Source organism: Streptomyces sp. NPDC041108, from assembly GCF_055592645.1.
On record NZ_JBVIYK010000031.1, the window covers coordinates 16,892 to 36,188 of the forward strand.

17 protein-coding genes and 2 pseudogenes are annotated in these 19,297 nt (G+C 69.8%); 11 read left to right on the forward strand and 8 right to left on the reverse strand.

Annotated elements, in window-relative coordinates:
* Positions 1-316: 316 nt before the first annotated feature.
* The 6 genes and pseudogenes from ACZ6BB_RS40375 (at position 317) to ACZ6BB_RS40400 (ending at position 6,457) form a co-directional block, all read left to right on the forward strand.
* Positions 317-1,444 (forward strand): alpha/beta fold hydrolase, encoded by a 1,128-nt coding sequence (locus ACZ6BB_RS40375; RefSeq protein WP_471620085.1) that lies wholly within the window; start codon positions 317-319, stop codon positions 1,442-1,444.
* A gap of 155 nt (positions 1,445-1,599) precedes the next feature.
* Positions 1,600-2,324, forward strand: a pseudogene (locus ACZ6BB_RS40380) (IS6 family transposase); the annotation flags it as partial.
* Positions 2,325-2,788: 464 nt separating this feature from the next.
* Entirely contained in the window at positions 2,789-4,018 is a 1,230-nt protein-coding gene (locus ACZ6BB_RS40385) for a hypothetical protein (protein ID WP_471620086.1), read from the forward strand.
* A gap of 490 nt (positions 4,019-4,508) precedes the next feature.
* Positions 4,509-4,676: a hypothetical protein gene (locus tag ACZ6BB_RS40390; protein ID WP_471620087.1), complete on the forward strand. Its 168-nt coding sequence runs from the start codon at positions 4,509-4,511 to the stop codon at positions 4,674-4,676.
* Positions 4,677-4,754: 78 nt separating this feature from the next.
* Positions 4,755-5,890: pseudogene (gene hppD, locus ACZ6BB_RS40395) on the forward strand (4-hydroxyphenylpyruvate dioxygenase).
* A 417-nt stretch (positions 5,891-6,307) separates the two neighbouring features.
* Positions 6,308-6,457, forward strand: a complete 150-nt coding sequence (locus tag ACZ6BB_RS40400; protein ID WP_471620088.1) for a hypothetical protein — start codon at positions 6,308-6,310, stop codon at positions 6,455-6,457.
* Between the two features lie 64 nt (positions 6,458-6,521).
* Here ACZ6BB_RS40400 and ACZ6BB_RS40405 read toward each other — a convergent pair whose 3' ends face one another.
* Positions 6,522-7,724, reverse strand: a complete 1,203-nt coding sequence (locus ACZ6BB_RS40405; RefSeq protein WP_471620089.1) for a beta-ketoacyl-[acyl-carrier-protein] synthase family protein — start codon at positions 7,722-7,724, stop codon at positions 6,522-6,524.
* Positions 7,725-7,808: 84 nt separating this feature from the next.
* On the reverse strand, positions 7,809-9,185 hold the full coding sequence (locus tag ACZ6BB_RS40410) for an FAD-dependent oxidoreductase (protein WP_471620090.1): 1,377 nt from the start codon (positions 9,183-9,185) through the stop codon (positions 7,809-7,811).
* A 170-nt stretch (positions 9,186-9,355) separates the two neighbouring features.
* Between ACZ6BB_RS40410 and ACZ6BB_RS40415 the strand changes: the two genes are divergently transcribed.
* A complete protein-coding gene (locus ACZ6BB_RS40415; RefSeq protein ID WP_471620091.1) occupies positions 9,356-9,484 on the forward strand; it encodes a hypothetical protein in 129 nt (42 codons plus the stop codon).
* Between the two features lie 59 nt (positions 9,485-9,543).
* On the opposite strand, the gene ACZ6BB_RS40420 is transcribed toward ACZ6BB_RS40415, so the two are convergent.
* Positions 9,544-10,302 (reverse strand): hypothetical protein, encoded by a 759-nt coding sequence (locus ACZ6BB_RS40420; RefSeq protein ID WP_471620092.1) that lies wholly within the window; start codon positions 10,300-10,302, stop codon positions 9,544-9,546.
* A gap of 280 nt (positions 10,303-10,582) precedes the next feature.
* Here ACZ6BB_RS40420 and ACZ6BB_RS40425 point away from each other — a divergent pair, with 280 nt between their 5' ends.
* Positions 10,583-11,398 (forward strand): cupin-like domain-containing protein, encoded by an 816-nt coding sequence (locus tag ACZ6BB_RS40425; protein ID WP_471620093.1) that lies wholly within the window; start codon positions 10,583-10,585, stop codon positions 11,396-11,398.
* 61 nt (positions 11,399-11,459) lie between these two features.
* Here the strand turns inward: ACZ6BB_RS40425 and ACZ6BB_RS40430 are convergent, their stop codons facing one another.
* Positions 11,460-11,666, reverse strand: a complete 207-nt coding sequence (locus ACZ6BB_RS40430; RefSeq protein WP_471620094.1) for a hypothetical protein — start codon at positions 11,664-11,666, stop codon at positions 11,460-11,462.
* Between ACZ6BB_RS40430 and ACZ6BB_RS40435 the strand changes: the two genes are divergently transcribed.
* From ACZ6BB_RS40435 to ACZ6BB_RS40445, 3 genes are all read left to right on the forward strand, one after another.
* Complete coding sequence (locus tag ACZ6BB_RS40435) at positions 11,665-12,711, forward strand: histidinol-phosphate transaminase (protein ID WP_471620095.1); 1,047 nt, start codon at positions 11,665-11,667, stop codon at positions 12,709-12,711. The genes ACZ6BB_RS40430 and ACZ6BB_RS40435 overlap by 2 nt on opposite strands.
* A 234-nt stretch (positions 12,712-12,945) precedes the next feature.
* On the forward strand, positions 12,946-15,837 hold the full coding sequence (locus tag ACZ6BB_RS40440) for a helix-turn-helix transcriptional regulator (protein WP_471620096.1): 2,892 nt from the start codon (positions 12,946-12,948) through the stop codon (positions 15,835-15,837).
* Between the two features lie 189 nt (positions 15,838-16,026).
* Positions 16,027-16,677, forward strand: a complete 651-nt coding sequence (locus ACZ6BB_RS40445; protein WP_471620097.1) for a hypothetical protein — start codon at positions 16,027-16,029, stop codon at positions 16,675-16,677.
* 29 nt (positions 16,678-16,706) lie between these two features.
* Here the strand turns inward: ACZ6BB_RS40445 and ACZ6BB_RS40450 are convergent, their stop codons facing one another.
* The 4 genes from ACZ6BB_RS40450 to ACZ6BB_RS40465 form a co-directional block, all read right to left on the reverse strand.
* Positions 16,707-17,249, reverse strand: a complete 543-nt coding sequence (locus tag ACZ6BB_RS40450) for an MOSC domain-containing protein (RefSeq protein WP_471620098.1) — start codon at positions 17,247-17,249, stop codon at positions 16,707-16,709.
* Positions 17,250-17,276: 27 nt separating this feature from the next.
* Positions 17,277-17,834, reverse strand: a complete 558-nt coding sequence (locus ACZ6BB_RS40455) for a GH25 family lysozyme (protein WP_471620099.1) — start codon at positions 17,832-17,834, stop codon at positions 17,277-17,279.
* Between the two features lie 531 nt (positions 17,835-18,365).
* The gene (locus ACZ6BB_RS40460; RefSeq protein WP_471620100.1) at positions 18,366-18,878 is read right to left on the reverse strand and encodes a hypothetical protein; all 513 of its coding nucleotides are present in this window, start codon (positions 18,876-18,878) and stop codon (positions 18,366-18,368) included.
* 89 nt (positions 18,879-18,967) lie between these two features.
* Entirely contained in the window at positions 18,968-19,153 is a 186-nt protein-coding gene (locus ACZ6BB_RS40465; protein ID WP_471620101.1) for a hypothetical protein, read from the reverse strand.
* Positions 19,154-19,297: the final 144 nt, after the last annotated feature.

Here is a 19,297-nt window from a genome sequence, read left to right on the forward strand (position 1 = left end):
ACCGTTTCTTCCCCTGTTTTGTTCGTCTCTTGTTCTCCCTCTCCTTCTCCTCCCCCCCCCCCTGTCCCCCTCCTCCCTTCCTCCGTCCCCAGCCCCGACCAGTGCAGCCGTTCGGGAGCCAGGCAGTCGTCCGCGCAAGACCGGAGCAGCCGGCGCCATACCCCCACCGCCGCTCGGGCAGGAGCTCTGCGGAGACACCTGACGCGAGAGAGGCGACACACGGTCGGCGGGCCTGCTGTGGCGCGGGCTTCATGTCTGACCGATTCTGGCCTACAAGGGACGACCGACGAGGGGGCCGACAGAAGGAGACCCTTTCATGGCCATCACCACGACCGACCACTCGGTCCCTCACACGTCGACTGTCCCCGCGAACAAGGGACAGAAGGTGGAGCTATTCGTACGAGAACACGACGGCTCCTCCGGCCCCCCTGCGAACCGCAAGGCCGTCCTCATGCTGCACGGCAGGAGTGTGCCGGTGCTGGCAGCCTACGACCTCCAGCACACCTCGTACGGGTGGGCCAAGGCCCTCGCACAGGCCGGTTACGACGTTTTCATGATGGACCTGCAGGGCTCCGGCCGGTCGCCGCGCCCCCGGATGGAGGATCCCTGCAATGTCAATCCCAACCAGCAGGCCGACGTCACACCCCCACTGTCGGGCCCACGAACGGCGAGCTATCCGTTCGTCCTGACCAACTCCCAGAGCGACCAGGACGAGCTCAGCACCGTCGTCGAGTACATCCGCGACGAGCGCAACGTCTCGAAGGTCGCCTTCATCGGCTTCTCGGCCGCCGCATTTGCCATGGGACCGTACGCAATCAAGAATCCGGGGAAGGTGGAAAGCCTGTTCCTCCTCGGCCCGATCTTCCCTCCGCTGGGCCCCTCGAACCCGCCGACCCTGCCGGCACCCGGTTTCCCCACCCACGTCCTCACCCGCACGAGCATCGAACAAGCCTTGGCCATGAAATGCCCGAACCAGCACGAGCCCGGCATGGTCGATGTCGTGTGGAGCGCCCTCATGGACAACGATCCGATCGGCCGTGAGTGGGGGAAGCTCCTTGACTCCGGACAGCCGGCGGGCGCCAGCCGGTTCCGGAACTTCGTGACATGGGGCTGGAACAACACCACCGCAGGGCAAGGAGGCATCCTCGGCGGAGACGTGCCCGCGCTGATCGTGCACGGCGAGCACGATCAGACGGCCAACACCACACCGCCCAGCTCCAACCCGGCACTCGACTTCCACGTCCCCGCGCTCTACGACGCCATCACAGGACCTCACAAACTCCTCGTCACGGTGAAGTGCGCCGGCCACTCAATGCCCTGGGAAAGTCAGCACAAGAACCTGCACAACCTGTCGAAGCACTGGCTCAAGCACACCAAGGTCGATGACAAGACCCAGGGCAAGTTCGAGATGGACGAGAACGGCAACATCAGCCCGGCGCCATGAACCTGGCTCCGCACCGCTGGCCGATCGAGGCGTTCATTGCGGAGAACGCGAGGAGGAGGGCGAAGAAGTCGTCACCGTCAGACGTCTTCCCGATCTCGATGCATCCGTGGCTGTATCCCTTACGTGGGCACTGTCACGTTGATTGACGGTGTGGGATGGTCTTCGGGTTGATCGTGCTGCCTCGGGGGTTGCCGGTGTCGTCCGTGCCGCTGTCGTACAAGGGGCACCGGTACCCGGTGGAGTTCATCGCCCACTGCGTTTGGCTGTATTTCCGGTTCCCGCTCAGCTTCCGCGAGATCGAGGAGCTGATGCCCGAGCGTGGTGTCATCGTGTCCTACGGACGATCCGCCGGTGGTGCCTGAAGTTCGGGCAGGTTTACGCCAACGCGCTGCGTCGCCGACGTCCCCGACCGGGCGACAAGCGGCACCTCGACGAGGTCTTCATCATGATCAACGGCGAGCCGAAGTACCTATGGCGCGCGGTCGACCAAGGCGGCAACGTGCTGGACATTCTTGTCCAGATCCGGCGCAACAAAGCCGCGGCCAGGCGTTTCTTCCGTCGGCTCCTCAAAGGAACCGGGGCCGTGCCGAGGGTGATCGTCACGGACAAGCTCCGATCCTACGGGGCGGCCCACCGCGAGGTGATGCCCTCGGTCGAGCACCGCTCCCACAAAGGCTTGAACAACCGGGCCGAGAACTCCCACCAGCCAACGAGGCAGCGTGAACGCGCCATGAAAGGCTTCCGCAGCATCGGAAAGGCCCAGAGATTCCTGTCCGCGTTCAGCGGTATTTCACCCCACTTCCGGCCATGCCGCCACCGGATGACCGCCACCCACTACCGCGCCGAGATGACCGTCCGCTTCGCCATCTGGGACCAGATCACCAACGTCGTCGGCCTGCCTGCCTGCCGCGGCCTGAGCACAGAGCCGGAGCCCGGCCTCACCACACCCGACGCACCGTCAGGCACTCACACACCCAACAACATGACAGTGCCCCAACTACGACGGAGCCGCACTCCGCCCCCACTTCCGCGGACGACTCACGCTGCGCCGGCTATTGGCCCAGGTACGGACGCCTACCACAGCAGCAGCGGGATGCACTCTGCTACGCACCGTTCGGCCGGGCCGCGGCAAGCCGAGTCCCCTTCGGCGACAGATCCTTCCCCGACGCCATACCCAAGTGAACTCAGCGAGCGAGCGGCCGCGTCATGCCTTCATCGAATGTGGGCGCCTGGCGCCGCGTAGGCACTTGCCTTCCACTGCGATCATCTGGCGTCTGCAGCGCACCAGAGCGCGCTCGTCGGGGACCAGACCCATGCGTACCAGTTGGGGGGTATACCAGTCACGTGGTGAACACGCGGGTACTTGTGGATGTCGTGGTGGTCGCGTCGGTCGTTCCGGACCTCGCGATCGCCTCGCGTGTCCTGGTCCGCCGCCCCGACCCGGTCGCGGCGGCGGACCGCCGCGTCTTCTCGCCGGCCGTCTGGCTGGCGCTGGTGACCTGCCTGATCTACGTCAACCAGGTGCTGTTCACCGTCTATGTGCTCCGCGTGCGCGGCGGGGACCCGTCGTTCATCGCGCGGTATCTGCCCGCCGGGTGGTTCGACATGGCGTCGGCGCATCCCGTCCTGCGCGGCCTGGCGGAGCACTTCCCGGCGCCGGGGCTTCTTGCGCCGAGCGTGCTGCGGTTCCAGGCCTTCCTGGAACTCCCCTTCGTGCTGCTGGCGTTCGCGACGGTGGTGCGCTGGCTGGACGCTGATCTGTACCGCCGGATCGCGCGCTCCGTCCTGCTGCCCCTGGCCTCCATGTCGTACACGGCCGTGTTCTGTCTGGTCGAGTGGGACCTGCGCAATCCGTACACCTCCGACGACCTGGTGATCCGCGCCGTCTCGGCCGTGATCACCCCGCTGCTGATCGCTCGGGCGGCAGCGCGTGACACGGGGACGACCCGGGTGACCGCCTCCGTCGCGGGACTGCTGGTGTTCATCGGCTCGCTGGGGGCCCTGGGCGGCCTGGTCCTGGTCGTGTACGACACCGCGCTGCTGTACAACTTGGGCCGGCTCGATGACCGTCTGCCGCTCGCCCTGGCGGCCGCGGGCCTCCTGCTCTGTCTGCGCGTGGCCGCGTCCCGCCTGAGGGCCCGGTCCACGTCCACGCCGACGCTGTCGTTCGTGGTCCACGCCCTGCGGCGCTGGTTGGTGCTGTTCTTCGTGCCAGCCCTGGCGGTGCGCTACGGGCTGCTGTTCGGGACGCCGTCACTGGCTCTGGCGACGGGCGGGCTGACGGCCACGGTCGCGTGCGTGCAGGCCGGCCGCGACACCCTGACCGAGACGCGGGACTCGCCAGGCGGAGCCGCGCGACCGATGTCTGCCCTGCTGCTGACCGTCGGGATCGGATGCGCGATCCTCGCGGGAGCCGGTGGCGCGGCCGTGGCCGTCCGACTGACCCCCAGGTCGTACGACGAGGTGGCCCTGCTGTCCGCCCTCGCCGGATTCCTGGTGACGGGCGTTGCGGTGTGCGGGCTCATCGACATCCGGCTGGCGGCCGTTCTCAAGAAGGCAGGCGGCGGTCGGTGAGGATCAGTCCCTCGCCGCTGTGATGCCGCAGTGCTGTCCGAGGACGTCACGCTCCGCCGTACAACCGCTGCAGGTCGACGAGGATCACCTCGTCGTGGGCGGTTGCGGCCCGGAGGGCCGGGTGAAGCCGATGCCGCTGTAGCACGCCGGACGGGTGGGCTGGTGTCGATGCCGCGAGCGGGTGGTTCTCGACCGTGGTGGTGATCGGGCACCAGTCCCGAACAGCACCTCCAGGCTCTCCGGGAGACAGCCGACCGCTGCGCATGCCCCCGGACGAATGGGACGTCCGTGAGGAGAAGGTTCGGTTCCTCGGCCATCCGGCGCGGAACGGCGCGGCCTGCGTGTCGAACTTCGGCCTCGGCGACCAGGGCGCGAACCCCCGTACTCGGGTTCGGCGAAGACACTACGAGCAGGTCCAGGTCGTGCTCGCCGAGTACCGCGAACACCTCCCGATGACCACCAGGCAGGTGTTCTACCGGCTGGTGGGCCGATGTTCTACCGGCTGGTGGGCCGCTACTTCCCGAAGGACGAACGGGCCTACGACCGGCTGCAGGAGTACCTCAACCGCGCCCGCAGGGCCGGGATGATCCCCATGGAAGCCATCCGCGATGACCGCCCCCTGACGAATGGTCCGACCCTGTCGAGGCCGAGGCGCTGAAGGCCTCGCCCGGAAACGGTGTCACGGCCTTGACCTCCTCGATCCCCGGCGCCCGTGATCGGTCGGCAGCGCCGGCAGATGTGCGGGGGAGGGCCACGGCGGCAACCGGTTCCAGGCCGAGCCGGGCGTCCATGCCCAGGTCTGGCAGCTGTCCCGCCGCGACGGGGGCGTGATCACCAACCTCGTCGCCGAAGGCATCCGCCCGCGGTGGTCGCCTACTCCGGTCCGGAGACCGGCAACCGTGACCACCAGGCGTTCGTGCTCCGCTCCGGAGCGATCCGGTTCGCGCTCAAGGGCGGCGTCAGCCCGGACAGCCCGCTGCTCGACCACCACCGTCGGCACGGCGACGGCGTGATCGACATCGCCCTCGGAGTACCCGACGTCGACAGGTGCGTCGCGCACGCCCGCAAGCAGGGCGCGACCGTGCTGGAGGAACCGCACGACACCACCGACGAACACGGCACCGTCCGCACCGCGGCCATCGTGACCTACGGGGAGACCCGCCACACCCTGGTGGACCGCTCCCGCTGCACCGGCCCCTATCTGCCCGGGTACGTGGCCCGTAGATCCGGATACGTGAAGCCGGAGGGCGAGCCCAAGCGCATCTTCCAGGCACTCGACCACGTCGTGGGCAACGTGGAACTCGGCAACATGGACGAGTGGGTCGACTTCTACAACCGTGTCATGGCTGCACCAACATGGCCGAGTTCATCGGCGACGACGTCGCCACCGAGTACTCGGCGCTCATGAGCAAGGTCGTCGCCAGCGGCAACCACCGGGTGAAGTCCCCCCTCAACGAGCCGGCGATCGCGAAGAAGCGTTCACAGACCGACGAGTACCTCGACTTCTGCCATGGCCCCGGCGCCCAGCACCTCGCCCTCGCCACCAACGACATCATCAGGACCGTCGACGTGCTGCGGGCCAAGGGCATCGAGTTCCTCGCCACGCCGGCCAGCTACTACACCGACCCGGAACTGCGCACCCGGATCGGCAACGCGCGTGTGCCCATCGAGGAACTGGCCTCCCGCGGTATCCTCGTCGACCGCGACGAGGACGGCTACGTGCTGCAGATCTTCACCATGCCGATCGGCGACCGGCCCACGGTGTTCTTCGAGTTCATCGAGCGCCATGGCTCTCTCGGCTTCGGCAAGGGCAACTTCCAGGCCCTGTTCGAGGCGATCGAGCGCGAGCAGGAGAGGCGCGGCAACTTCTAGGCACCTACGGAGCCGCAAGCATGTGGAGGGGCGAGGACCGAGCAGCCGGCCGGCGCGTCACGCGCCGGCCGCGCGGTGGCAGCGACCTGCCCCTCCGGTGCCTTCCGCTCCGGTGCGGGGCGTTCCCGAATTCTGCTGGTGGAGACGGAGTTGCTCAGCCCGTCCCGTGCCCAGGTCGCGCACCCACGGCAGTTCGGGCACCGGTATGGGCGCAGCCGACCGGCGCGCGACCGGCCCCCGGGGTAGCTCTGGTGGGAGATGGTCGTCCGGACGAATGGTTCCGGCAATGATCCGGGAAAGATCTTTGACGGTGATCCGTGGCGGGATGGGATCAGGGGCCGAGGAGGACATCATGCGGCCCACCGCTTCACGGAGAACAGCCCTCGTTGTCGCGGCCGGTGTCATGGGAAACTGTCGGTGACCTTCCCCAAGAAGTCCGTCAAAGCCGTGGACCACGACGTCCTCGACTTCCACAGCGCCAGCTGCGGCACCGAACGCCTGGGCTGGTACGAGGGCAACGGCTTCGAGTACTGGCCGTGGACGGGCACCCCGGGCCAGCCTGTGTAGGGCGTGCCGGGGGACTGGGCGCCGTGCCGGCCGATCCTAGGGAACTCGCCCGCACACCGCCCGGTCAAGGGGTCAGCACCAGGCAGGTGTTGTGGCCGCCGAACCCGAAGGCGTTCGCGAGGGCGGCGGTGTACGGGCCACCGCGTGGGCGCCCGGTCACGATGTCCAGGTCGATCCGTGGATCCTGGTCGTCGAGGTTGATCGTCGGCGGTACCGTCTGTTCGCGCAGGGAGAGGACCGCCGCCAGGGCGCCGAGGGCTCCGGCCGCTCCGAAGAGATGGCCGGTCATGGACTTGGTCGCGGTGACCGCCGGATGTGCTCCGACGGCTTCGGTGATCGCGCCGGCCTCGGTGAGATCTCCTCGCGGCGTGGAAGTGGCGTGTGCCATCACGAGGTCGATGTCCCCGGAGGTCAGCTCGGCGTCGGCGAGGGCGAGTCGCATGGCGCGCGTTTGGCCCTCGACGTGTCCTGCGGTGAGGTGGTGGGCGTCGGAGGTGACACCGGACCCGGTCAGGCGGGCGTGTACGCGGGCGCCGCGGGCGGCGGCGAACCCGGAGCGTTCCAGGACCAGTACGGCGGAGCCCTCCCCGATGACAAACCCGTCCCGGGACCGGTCGAAGGGTCTGGATGCCCGTCGGGGGGCGTCGTTGCGGGTGGAGTGTGCCGTCGCCCGCGCGAAGCCTGCGAGGGGCAGAGGGTGAAGGCATGCCTCGGCGCCGCCCGCCACCACGACATCGGCGCGGCCGAGTCGGATGAGATCCATGCCCAGGGCGATGGCCTCGGCTCCGGAGGCACAGGCGCTGACCGGGGTGTGGGCGCCGCCCCGTGCTCCCAGCTCCAGACTGACGGCGGCCGCCGGGCCATTGGTCATGAGCATGGTTGCAGCGCGGGGGGAGACATGCCGGGCTCCGGAACGCTCCAGGACATCGTCCTGGCCCAGCAGGGTCAACACGCCGCCGGTGCCGGTGCCCATCGCCACCGCAAGGCGGCACGGATCGACCTCGGGCCGGCCGGCGTCCGACCACGCCTCACGGGCGGCGATCAGGGCGACCTGCTGGCAGCGGTCCAGGCGACGGGCCTCCACACGTTCCAGCACGGCTGTCGGCTCGACCCGCAACCGTCCGGCGATGCGCACCGGAAGCCGCTCGGCCCACTCCTCCTCGATCGGCGAGATCCCCGACTCGCCGGCCAGCAGGGCGGACCAGGTGTCGGCCAGGTCGCCGCCGAGGGGGGTCGTGGAGCCGAGCCCGGTCACAACGATGCTCATCGGCGGTTCTCCTTGCGGTGTCCGTGGGGCGAGATGTCGGGTGGACGCCGGACCAGGGCGCCCTCGGCGGGGCGGGTCGTGCCGTCAGCGCGGGGGTGTGCGCTCGATGTCGATCGGCGGACGGGGTGTGGGGGCGGGTAGGCCCAGCAGTCGGCTTCGGACCGAGGAGGCGACCAACCTGGGGTCGAAGAGGCCGACGGGTGAACCCATGAGGTGGTAGACGCGGTCGAGCCTTCGCTGGGCCCGGGTGTTGCCGTGGGCGGCGAGCCGGTCGATTTCGCCGGACCAGTGGCCGAACAGCGTGGCGGTCAGGCCTGCGCGTCGGCCGGGCTCCAGGTGACCCAGATCCTCCCCCGTCGCGATCGCCCAGGGCAGGTCGGCGGCGCGGGCGAAGCCGCGGAGCAGCCGACGTTCCCAGCCGGGCCCGGTACCGCGCGTGAGCGCCCTGCGCAGCAGCAGCGCCTGCACAGCGGCCACCGTGATGCCCTGGCCGTACACCGGGTTGAACGCGCACATGCTGTCACCGGCCACCAGCAGCCCGGCGGGCCAGTGGGGGAGCCGCTCGTAGCGGTGGCGCACGTTGCCGGTCCGCCGGTGCACCGCCACCTCGGTCACGGGGCGGGCGCGAGCGGCGAAGTCCGCCAGTGCGGGGTCACGCAGCCCCCTCAGGAAGTCGTCGAACCGCTCGGGATCCCGGGGCGGCCGGTGTTCGCCGGCACCGACGGCGGCCACCAGCCAGCGGTCGCCCTCCACCGGCAACGCCACGCCTCCGGTGGGGACCTGGCGGGACGGCAGTACGACGATGCCCGCAACGCTTCCCAGGGCATCGGCAGGTGCGGAGTAGGCGCGGGAGGCATAGCCGAAGCGGGCGTCGACCGCGGAGGTGGGTATGTCACCACATCCGTGCGCCGCCAGCCAGCGCGGCAGCCGGGAACCGCGTCCGGACGCGTCCACGACCAGGTCCGCGCGCAGCGGTGGGCCGTCGGCGCACCGGACGAGCCAGCCCTCCCCGGTCGGCGGGCGGCCCAGGCCGCTGACCCGGAATCCGGCCAGCAGACTCACTCCTGGCAGAGAGGTCACCCGCTGTGCGACGAGGCGTTCCATCAACGGGCGTGTGGCAGAGACCAGTTCGAAGGCAGGCATCCCGAACGGAGCCCAGCCCCGTTCGCCGAGCCAGGCGACATCGCCCGTGTCCAAGGGGACGCCGCCGGCGGCGACCAACTGCCCACGCAACCCGGGCAGCAACTCCTCGATGGCACACAGCCCGCGGTACAGGAGCACATGCGGCTGCCTGCCCTGGGGCACACCGTCGCGGGGTGCGGGCGACGGGGTGTCCTGCTGCGGGCGATGGCCGGGATCCTGTTCGAGAAGGGTCACGGTCCAGCCGGCTGTTCCAAGCGCCGCGGTCGTCAGCAGGCCGGCCATTCCCCCTCCGACGACGACCGCGTGGTGTGTATTCATCGGGTTCCTGCTCTCGTGGTCACCCCGGCTTCAGCCGGGTCGAGCGAGCTCCTGCGGAGCTGGGCCGGGAAAGGGTGCGCTGCGTCGCCGAAGGGGCTTTCGACGTCCGTCGGCAAAGGCAGCCCGACCCGTTTCACCCGCAGGGGAAGGGAGCTGATGGAAGTCGACGCGTGCAGCGGCGGACCGAGCGGGCGGCCAGGTACCGCCTCGTCCACGACCAGGCGGAGGAGGCGGGCGGCAGCGCCCCATGCGGCGAACGGCGCCGCGTCTTCTTCGTCCGGTCGCCCGCAGCGCTCTGACGGTGGTCCGCAGACTTCTTCACCGATCGCGCGAGGTACGCACGCCGCACGTCGTGGCGTCAGGACATCCGTACGAGGGTGAAGAGCAGGTGCCGCATCCGCTCCAGCCATGGCAGGGGGACAAGGCGCCACAGCGGTGCGCCGGCGGACAAGGGTATGCGTCCTCGGATCACGGCTCCGTGGTCGAGTGACGCGGGGTGCGGGAAATAGCCGGGCCGGCAGGCGACGATCTCCTTGAAGCCTTTTCCGTGGTAGTAGCGCAGCTGCGGATCCCGAGGCAGGCCGCTGCGCTTTTCGCGCATGTACACATCGGCTGACAGCTCTGGATTCGCCTGCTTCCACGCCCGTAGGCCCGGCATGGGAGAACCGAGATATATGTCACGCCAGCCGTGTTTCAGTGTGTACGGCCAGAAGAATTCGAAGACGGCTGATACCGAGTCGGCGTCGACGCTGGTCAGACTGATTCCGAACAACGACCTCACGTCGCGGTGGGCGGTCGCTTCCGCCCGTGCGCAGGCGGCCCAGTCCGCTGCCGAACGCACCTCGGTGGCGCTGATCGGTTTCATGAAGAGCGAGGTCAGTGCCGCACCGCTGTTCCGGTCGAACGCACCTACGCTGAGCTGCGGATACGCATGAATACGGGCGGACAGCTCGGCGCCGTCCGCTGCCTGGTGACGGTCCCACTTCGTCTGCTCGAGTGTGAGGAGCCTGTCCACGTCGTCCGGCTTCAGGAACCGTGTCTCGACCGAACGTGTGCGGGTTTTTCGGTCCGCGTTGGTGTGGTCTTCAGTTATTCGATCGGGGCTGGGCGTAGTCATTGCGCTTATCTCCGATGGGTCGCTCTTCGGATGCGCCAATACTCCCGACCGACCGATCGTTTGGGAAGACGGAAAGCGCTTGTTGGTGAATCTGTACATTCTTTGTTCGCTTTGAGTCAATGTTGGAAATGTGTCATTCACCAAGATCCTGACTCGAATGTGACCCCAGCTGCATTTCCCTGCCCGATGAAGCAATCCGGGTATTATCCGGGCGCCCCCCGGACCGCCCCTCATGTCTCGACGGCCTCGGTGTCGTCGGCTCCGGAAGAGAAGGAACCCAGTGACGTACGAGCCGGACTTCCCGCATGTGCCGCCGTCCGACGCGGACCCGGCGCTGCAACTGCGCCGCCGCACACCCGCCGTCTTCCGCGGGCTGGCCTCGAACTGGCCCGCCGTGGACAACTGGACGCTGCCCTACATCGCCTCACTCGCCCCGTCGCTGCGAGTGCGGCTCGTCCGGGGCAACAGGGAGAACGCCCGCACCGCCTTCACCTGGTCGGAACTGGAAACCTACATAGGGCACCTGGCCGAGCCGCCGCAGGCGGGCGGCGAACAGCTGTACCTCAAGGAGTTCGACCTGCTGAAACAGTTCCCCGCGCTGCGGGGGGACTTGGGAGCGATGGACTTCCTTCCCCGTGGCTCCGTCACCTCGCGCAGTGCCTGGATCGGGCCCGCCCGCGCCCGCACCGGTCTGCACTACGACCTGCTGGACAACTGTGCCGTCCAGATATCCGGGACGAAGCGATTCCTCCTCGCGCGCCCGGGGACCGTCGAACGCGCGGGTGCGCTGTCCACCAAGTACGACTCCTGGGCACGTCTGTCGCGTGTGGGCATCGCGGAACTGGCCGCGGGCGGGGGAGGGGCTGCGGCCGACGACTTCTTCGCGGTGGATCTGGAACCGGGGGACGTGCTGTATGTGCCGGCGCACTGGTGCCACGAGGTCGTGAACCTGAGCGCGGGCATCCTCCTGAGCGGCTTCTTCGGCTCCAGGGCCCACGTCGCACGGTTGTGGACCCGGGTCGGTCTGCGCGACACCCTGCATCGCGCCGGGCTGCGCGACACGGCGGACTGCACATGTCATCCGGCCGCCCGGTGACCGCTGGTGCGGCCGTCGGTTCCCGCGACTCGGTACTCGTCCGCCGCGAGGCAACCCCGTATCAGCCGGCGACGCCAATCGTCTCGTGCCACAGATCTGTGGAGGTGCCGGAGAGACGGATTGCTGCTGCACGGGTCGCGCCTTGGTCATGTGTAGCCGAATTGACCGGATAGTTGATCATTTGGTGTCTGATCTTCATGCTTTCCCTGTCAAGAAAGCCCCGCGCTGCGATCTCGGGGCCCATCGCGGCAGGAGCGAGTTCAGCCATGGTGCGTTTTCGTCCGTCTCTGATGCGACTGCCTCGTTATACGCCCGCGCGCACACTCCCCGGCGGGGTGGTGCTGGCCGGCAGCGAGTCCCCGCACGGGCTGCTGCCCAACGTGGCGGAGACGCTCCCGAGACTGGCGGGAGACGTGTCACGCTACCCCGACATGAGCGCCACCGCGCTGCTGCAGGCCATAGCCGAGCACCATGGTGTCGCGCCGGAGCGGATCGTGGTGGGTGCCGGGTCATCCGAGGTCTGTGGGCAGTTGCTGCACTCGGTCGTGGGCCCCGGTGACGAGGTCGTCTTCGGCTGGCGTTCCTTCGAGGCGTACCCGATCCTCACCGAGGTCGCGGGCGGCACGGCGGTGCGCGTCCCGCTGCGTGAGCATGTGCTGGACCTCGATGCCATGGCGGAGGCGATCACCGACCGGACCCGGCTGATCTTCGTCTGCAACCCCAACAACCCCACCTCCACCGCGGTCGGCGAGCGCGCGCTGCGTGACTTCACGGATCGCGTTCCGGAGGAGGTGCTGATCGTCGTCGACGAGGCCTACCGGGAGTACGCCGATCCGGCACTGGTCCCCGACGCGCTCGAACTGCTGGGGGACCGCCCGAACGTGGTGGTGCTGCGCACCTTCTCCAAGGCCTACGGCCTGGCGGGGCTGCGCGTCGGCTACTGCGTGGCGCCGCCGGAGATCGCGGCTCACGTCCGCAAGGCGCAAGTGCCGTTCAGCGTCAGCGCTCTCGCCCAGCAGACGGCCGTGATCGCCCTGGGCGAGCACGCGGAGGTCGTCCGCCGGGCCGCCCTCACGGTCGCCGAACGGGAGCGCGTGACCCTGCGGCTGCGCGGGCTCGGACTCGACGTACCGGACTCCCAGACCAACTTCGTCTGGCTGCCCCTCGGGGCCGGCAGCGGGCACTTCGCCATGCACTGCCTCGACGGAAGAGTCGTCGTCCGCCCGCTGCTCGGCGAAGGCGTCCGCGTGACGATCGGCCTGCCGGAGGAGAACGAGGTCCTGCTCACGCTCGTGGCGAGTTGGACAGTCTGAAGCCGTGCGCCCCGGAGCCGCGAGCGCCACCGGGGCCTGCTCCCCCTTCGGTCTGCTGCGCTTCGACACCGCGGCCGGCTGACGGCGGCGTGGGAGCGACTCGGCGCGGAGCCGTGCGGACGACGGAGTACAGGACCGTGGCACAGGCCTGAACGTAGAATCTGCCGCTTTCCGTCGGACTGGGAAGATTCGGCGAGGATGCCGGTGGATCGGGCTGAGAAAGAGGAACGGACGTTGGCGCCAGAGTGGGACGAGACGGCAACACGGCTGATCGGCAGGGGCGAGGAACTCGCGCGGCTCGATGCGGTGATCGGCGGCCTCGGTCGCGATGGTGCGCCGTCCGTGATCGACATCGCCGCGGACGCCGGCATGGGCAAGAGCCGCCTGCTGAGCGAACTCTGCGCCCGGGCACGGCGGCGAGGGCTGACCGTGCTGTGCGGAAGGGCCACCGAGTACGAGCGGCACACACCGTTCCAGCCGTTCACGGATGCCTTCGCCGATGCCGATCCCGCCTTTCTCGACTCCGGCACCGTGCCGGACGCGGCGGCACCGGCGCTGTACGGAGTACGCGATTCGCCAGCGCGTCTTCAGGGGCGTGACCGCTTCGGCCTCTACCGTGCCGTCGCGGACGTACTGACCGGGCTCGCGGAACACGACGGTCTGCTCGTCGCGCTGGACGATCTGCACTGGGCGGACCCCGCGTCCCTGGAACTGCTGGACCAGCTGATCCGGCATCCGGTGCGCGGACGGGTGGCCCTCGTAGTCGCCCGCAGGGAACGGCAGACGCCGCACCCCCTCGCCGCCGCCCTGACCCGTGGCGTCGACAGCGGGGCCGTGGAGCGCGTCGTCCTGGGCCCGCTGCCCGAGCAGGAGTCGATCGAGGCGCTCGCTCCCGACCTGCCGCCCCACGACGCACGGCGCATCTACGCGGCAGGCGAGGGCAACCCGCTCTACCTCCTGTGCCTGCTGCACGCCCATCGGCACGGCGCGTCCCCACCCGCCGGCACCGCCCCGGCCCACGGCATCTCCGTCGCCGGGGTGCCCGCCGGACTGGCATCGCTGCTCCTGGACGAGCTGACCCCGCTGACGGAGGCGCAACGCCGGACCGTCGAAGCGGTGGCGGTCCTCGGGCACCAGGCCACACCTGCCATGCTTCGGCTGATCACAGGGCACCGTACGGGTGAGCAACTCGACGAGGACATCAGCGCGCTGACGCGGCGCGATCTGCTGCGCCTGGAGTCCGACAGTCGCTGGAGCTTGCGTCACCCCTTGCTGCGCGCCCTGGTCTACGAGAGCGCATCCGCGTCGGACCGTGCCGAGATCCATCGCAGCGCGGCGGCGGAACTGGCCGCGATCGGTGCTCCGGCCACTGAACGGGCTCACCATGTCGAGCGCTCGCTGTCAGGGTGGGATCCCCTGTCCGCGGCCGTACTGACCGAGGCAGCCGCCCAGTTCGCCTCCACGGCACCTGCCACGGCCGCCCATCTGCTGGAGGTCGTCCTGCGGCTCATGCCGGACACACCCGCCTACGCCCGCCGACGCGGCGAAACCATCCTGGCCCGCGCCCGAGCACTCGCGACCGGCGGCAGCCTTCGCGAGAGCCGGGACCTGCTCCACACCCTGATCAGCGGCTGTGGACCCGACGAGGCGGCGCTGCGCGGCGACGCGACCGCGCTGTGCGCCGTGATGGAACGCCACCTCGGACATTCTCCCGAGGCGACCGCCCTGCTCCGGCGGGAACTCACCCGCGGCCCCGAGCCCCGCCAGGCAGTCTCGCTCGGACTCGCCCTCGGCATGGCCGCCCTGAACACCGTCTCCTACCCCGCTGTCCGCGACGACCTCGACCGGACCCTTGCTGTGGCCCGCTCCCACAACGACCTCATGGGAGAGCTGGGTGCGCTGGCGCTCGCCTCGCTGGGCGAGGCCTACGAGGGACAGACGGCCGCGGCCGATCGGCTCGCCGACACCGCCGCCGCTCTCGCGGACGCACTGACCGACCCCGACCTCACCGAACTGTCCGAGGCACTGGTCTGGCTGGCCTGGGCAGAGACCCTCCTGGAACGCTATGCCGACGCCGAACGCCACGCCGAGCGCGGACTGGACATCGCTCGTCGAAGGGGTCAGGTCTACGTCCTGCCGCACCTGCTGAGCGCCAGGGCCTTCGTGCACCTCACCACCTGCCGACTGCCCTCCGCACTGACCGCGGCCGAGGAAGCGGAAGCCGTCGCCCGAGCCATCGGCAGCAGCGATCTGCTCGCCTTCACGCTGAGCTTCAAGGCGCTGATCCTCCTGGTGCACCGCCCCCTCGGCGACACCCTGGCCCTGACGACCGCTGAGGAGGCCGTCGCCACCGCCGGCACCAGCCGCCACTGGTGGGCCTCGCTGGCCGGATGCGTGCTCGGCCACACGGCCCTGGTGAGCGGCGACCCGCACCGGGCCCAGGACGCCATCCTGCGGGCCGGCAGCCCCGAACTCCTCGGCCTTCAGCCCTCCATACGCCCCGGCCAGCTGGACACCCTCGTCGCCACCGCCCTCGCCCTCGGCGACACCGAGCAGGCCGAGCGCTGGGCCGCACGAGCCGCCGAGGAAGCCGACCTCATCGGGCTGAACGGCCAGCGCGGGGCCGCGCTGCGCGCCCGGGCCGCGCTCGCCCAGCACCAAGGCGACCCCCGCACGGCCGCCCGCCTCTTCGAACGCGCCGCCCAGGCCTACGCACCGTCGGGCGCCACGCTCTGGGAGGCCTACTCCCTGCTGCTCGCCTCCACCCAGGCCCAGGCCGCGGGCGACGCTCCACGCGCCACCGCGCTGTGGGAACGCGCCCACCGCCTGGCCGACATCGGCGGCGCCCGTCTGCTGACCGACCTGGCAGCACTCACACGCCCACGGGACGAGGCGCCCACCGCCCCGCCCGCCCCCACCGATCTCGACCAACTCACCGCACGGGAGCGGCAGGTCGCCGAACTCGTAGCCGAAGGACTCGGCAACCAGGCCATCGCGACCAAGCTGTATCTGAGCCGCCGAACCGTCGAGACCCACCTCTCGGCCATCTACCGCAAGACATCCCTGCCGTCCCGCTCCGCCCTGGCCGGCCTGATGACCCGCGCCGCCCTCGGCCGACGCAGATGAGGCAGCAGGCGCGATGCCACTGACGGGGATCCCCGATGGTTCGCGACGCGCCCGACACACCGACTTCCTACGTGGTTGCACGGATGCGGCGCGGGCTCGCGACATGCCAGGCTCGTGTGCGTTCCCCACTTCGCGGTGCACGCCCGTGGGGCGCAGACACGGACGCGGGGGAGTGGGGACGTGAGGCTGGTGACCGCAGAAGACTGCAGGACTGCTGTCGGCCGGGGGATGAACGGCCGGTTCCGGGACACCCTCTGGCCGGCGTGCTTCCCGGACGCACCTCGGGCTCGTCCGCACGCGCACGCGCTGGCCGCACTGCTGGTCATCACCGCGGTGTGCGCGGCGTTCAAGGGGTTCTACTGGGCCGACGACCCCCAGGTCAGCCAGCACCGCGTGGGCCTGGGGGACGTGACGCAGACGATGGCGGTGCCGTTTCGGATGATGGCGGTGCCGCTCCTGCTGATGTGCGCGGCGCTGGCGGGCGCCCTGCGGTCCTGGCCCAGGGTGCCGTACGGGGTGCTGGCCGCCGTGGCCTGGGCGGCGTCGCCACTCGGGATCTTCGTGGTGGTTCTGGACACCGCGCTGACGAACGACAGCGACTACTGCACGGCGAACGCGCCCGTGGATCCGATCTCGGGGAACGTGGTGGCACTGTGCCTTCTGATCGCGCTGGCCGCCGGATCGTCGGCCGCGTGGATCGCGTGGGTGATCTCGCGTCGTCGGGCGAGGCCCGCAGCGCTGTACGTGGTGTGGCTCGCCACGGTCGCCGTCACCGTCGTGCTCACCTTGGCCGTGCCGCTCCACGCGGCTCAGACCTGCGGTCCGTCCGGGATCGGCTGAGGACCGCCGCCCACCTCGGAGACTGCTTGTCAGACGATGTCCAGATCCTGGCGCGGGCCGGACGGCAGGCCGATGTCCACCGGGTCCCCGGGGTGCACCACGCCGCCCGTCACCACGATGCCCATGATCCCGGACCGGAACCGGGGCCGACCGTGTTCGTCCCGTCCCACGACCTGTTTCATCAGACCCTTCTGGAACCCGTCGATCTGCGCGCACGGGTGGCGCAGCCCGGTCACCTCGACGACGGCGCTCTCCCCGAGCCGCAGCCGCGTCCCCCGGGGCAGCGCGAGCAGGTCGATCCCCCGCGTGGTGACGTTCTCCCCGAGTTCCCCCGCCGCCACCTCGAACCCGGCCCGCCGCACCTCCTCGAACAGCTCCTCGTGCAGGAGGTGCACCTGCCGGAGATTGGGCTGGGCAGGGTCCTTCCTCATCCGGAAACGGTGTTTCACCGTCGCCCCACCATGAACGTCCCCCTCCACCCCGAACCCGGCGAGCAAGGTGATGCTCTCCCGGTTCGGCTTGCTGAACGAATACGTTCCGTTGCTGCTGACCGCAGCGATCGTCCCACCCATGGGGAAAGCCTACGAGCGCGGTGCCGGTCAGGCGTTCGCGGCCCACGTGCGCAGCGCCGCCTTGCTCGCGAAGTCGGCGACGTTCTTGTCCAGCGGGTCGTCGGTGTACTGGTGGAAGCGCCACTCGGCCTTGATGCGGGGCTTGCCCGCCGTGACGTAGTCGGCGATCCAGAGGCCGTCACCGGCGTACGACGTCGTGTCGAGCGTCAGCCAGTAGTGCCGGTTCGCGTACAGCACGACCCGGTTGTTCGGGCGCAGCCGCTTGACCTTGCGGATGAACTGGTCCTTCTCCGCGTTCGACGCGTGCGTGCCCGCGCCGGTGGTCTCCCAGTCCACGGCGAGGATGTCGCCCCCCTTCTCGGGGGCATGTCGGACGAAGTACTCGGCCTGGGCGGCGAGGTTGCCGGGCCACAGGAAGTGGTAGAAGCCGACGACCAGTCCGGCGTCACGGGCGTGTTTGGTCTGGGCCGCGAGTTTCGGGTTGATGTAGGAGCGGCCCTCCGTCGCCTTGATGAAGACGAAGGAGTATCCGTCCGTGTCGTAGGACGAGGGCTGGTAGGCGCTGACATCGATGCCACGGAGCATGTGGGGGCTCCCTGAAGTGCGAGTGTGGGGACCAGAGTTGATGATGCCCCACATGCCCCGCGCGGGAACCTCCGCTCCTCGGGGTCACCGCGTCCCCGCCCCGCCGCCCACCGCCCCGCGGGGAGCGCCGCGCATTCACAGCCACGCGTCGACGGCTACTGCGAGGTCGTCCTGGCCGGCGAAGACGAGCCCGTTCATGCCGACGGCCCGCGCCACCGAACAGCACCTCTGAGAGGGCCCCGCGCCCGCCGACCATCGACCGCCCGTGCAGCCGAGACCTGGCCGCACGGGCGGTCGATGGCGGCATCCGGGGTGAGCCGACCCGGGTGGGAGCCCAGCCCCTCGGCACTCGATGGTGTTCACCGCGAGCGTGGTCGCGGGCTCGCCCGTACTCGTAGCGGTCCGGCAGACGGAGGCGACTCGGCCCCCGCCCGCCGCACCGTGCGCCGCCCGGCCGTGAGCTCGCTCGTCATGGCCCCTACGTCCGGGGCGACGTGGCGCAAGGTCGCGGCGACGGCTGCTTCGAGGTGATCAGTGGTGGCGCGTTCGCCGACCGGGACTTCCTGCCACAGCAGCGGGGCCGGCGTCATCCACCGCCCAACGCGCGAGCCCCCAGCCGAGGAGGGCCAGGAATCCGGCGAGGGGGCCCAATGCCGGCGCGAACGTCGTGTTGACGATGCCGGCGCCGGCCATGCCGGCCATCTGCCAGGCCGCCCCGAGCACGGCCAGAGCCGCCCACCAGTGCCACCGGCTGTTGCGCGCCACGACGAAGGGCAGCAGCAGGAAGGCGGCGGTCTGGACGAGGTATCCGATCCGGAAGTAGGTGTCGCCCATAACCTTCCACCCCTGCAGATGACTGGCTTCGGCGCGGGACGCCAGGTGCTCGACACGATAGTCGAGGAACGTGAGGCCTTCCCCGAAGCGCTCCGGGAACCAGTCCAGGAGGTAGAGCCCGTAGAGAGTGAGGACCGAAGCCGCTCCCGTCAGTACGTATGCGGTGGTCAGCTTCCCGCCGCTGGGGGCAGGCCTGTTGGAGTTGGTCACGTGTAGGTTCCCTTCCATGCCCGAAGAGGGCTTTGGCTCGTTGCCGGTCGGTCGCAAGCGCCCCGTACCGTTCCGTTCGGCCGGACGCGTCAGCGCCGCGCGGGCTTGCTCTCGGCGGTGGTGTCGTCGGCCGGGGCGGGGGTGATCTCGATCGAGCCCGACCGGAGCGTCTGGCGCATGAGGAGCAGCGTGGCCGTGATGCTGGTGGCGACGGGGATGAGCGGCCAGTACCGGGGCTGGTCGCTGCCGAGCAGACCGGGGATGACGATCAGCACAAGGACGGCGCGCTCCGGCGAGGAAGCCGAGCACCATGTCGAAGGCGAAGTTGATGGGGTCGGCCACGCTGATGCCGTTCCGACGTGCCCTCCAGACGCCTGCCGTCACCGCGAGGACGTTCAGATAGCCCATGCACAGGGGGT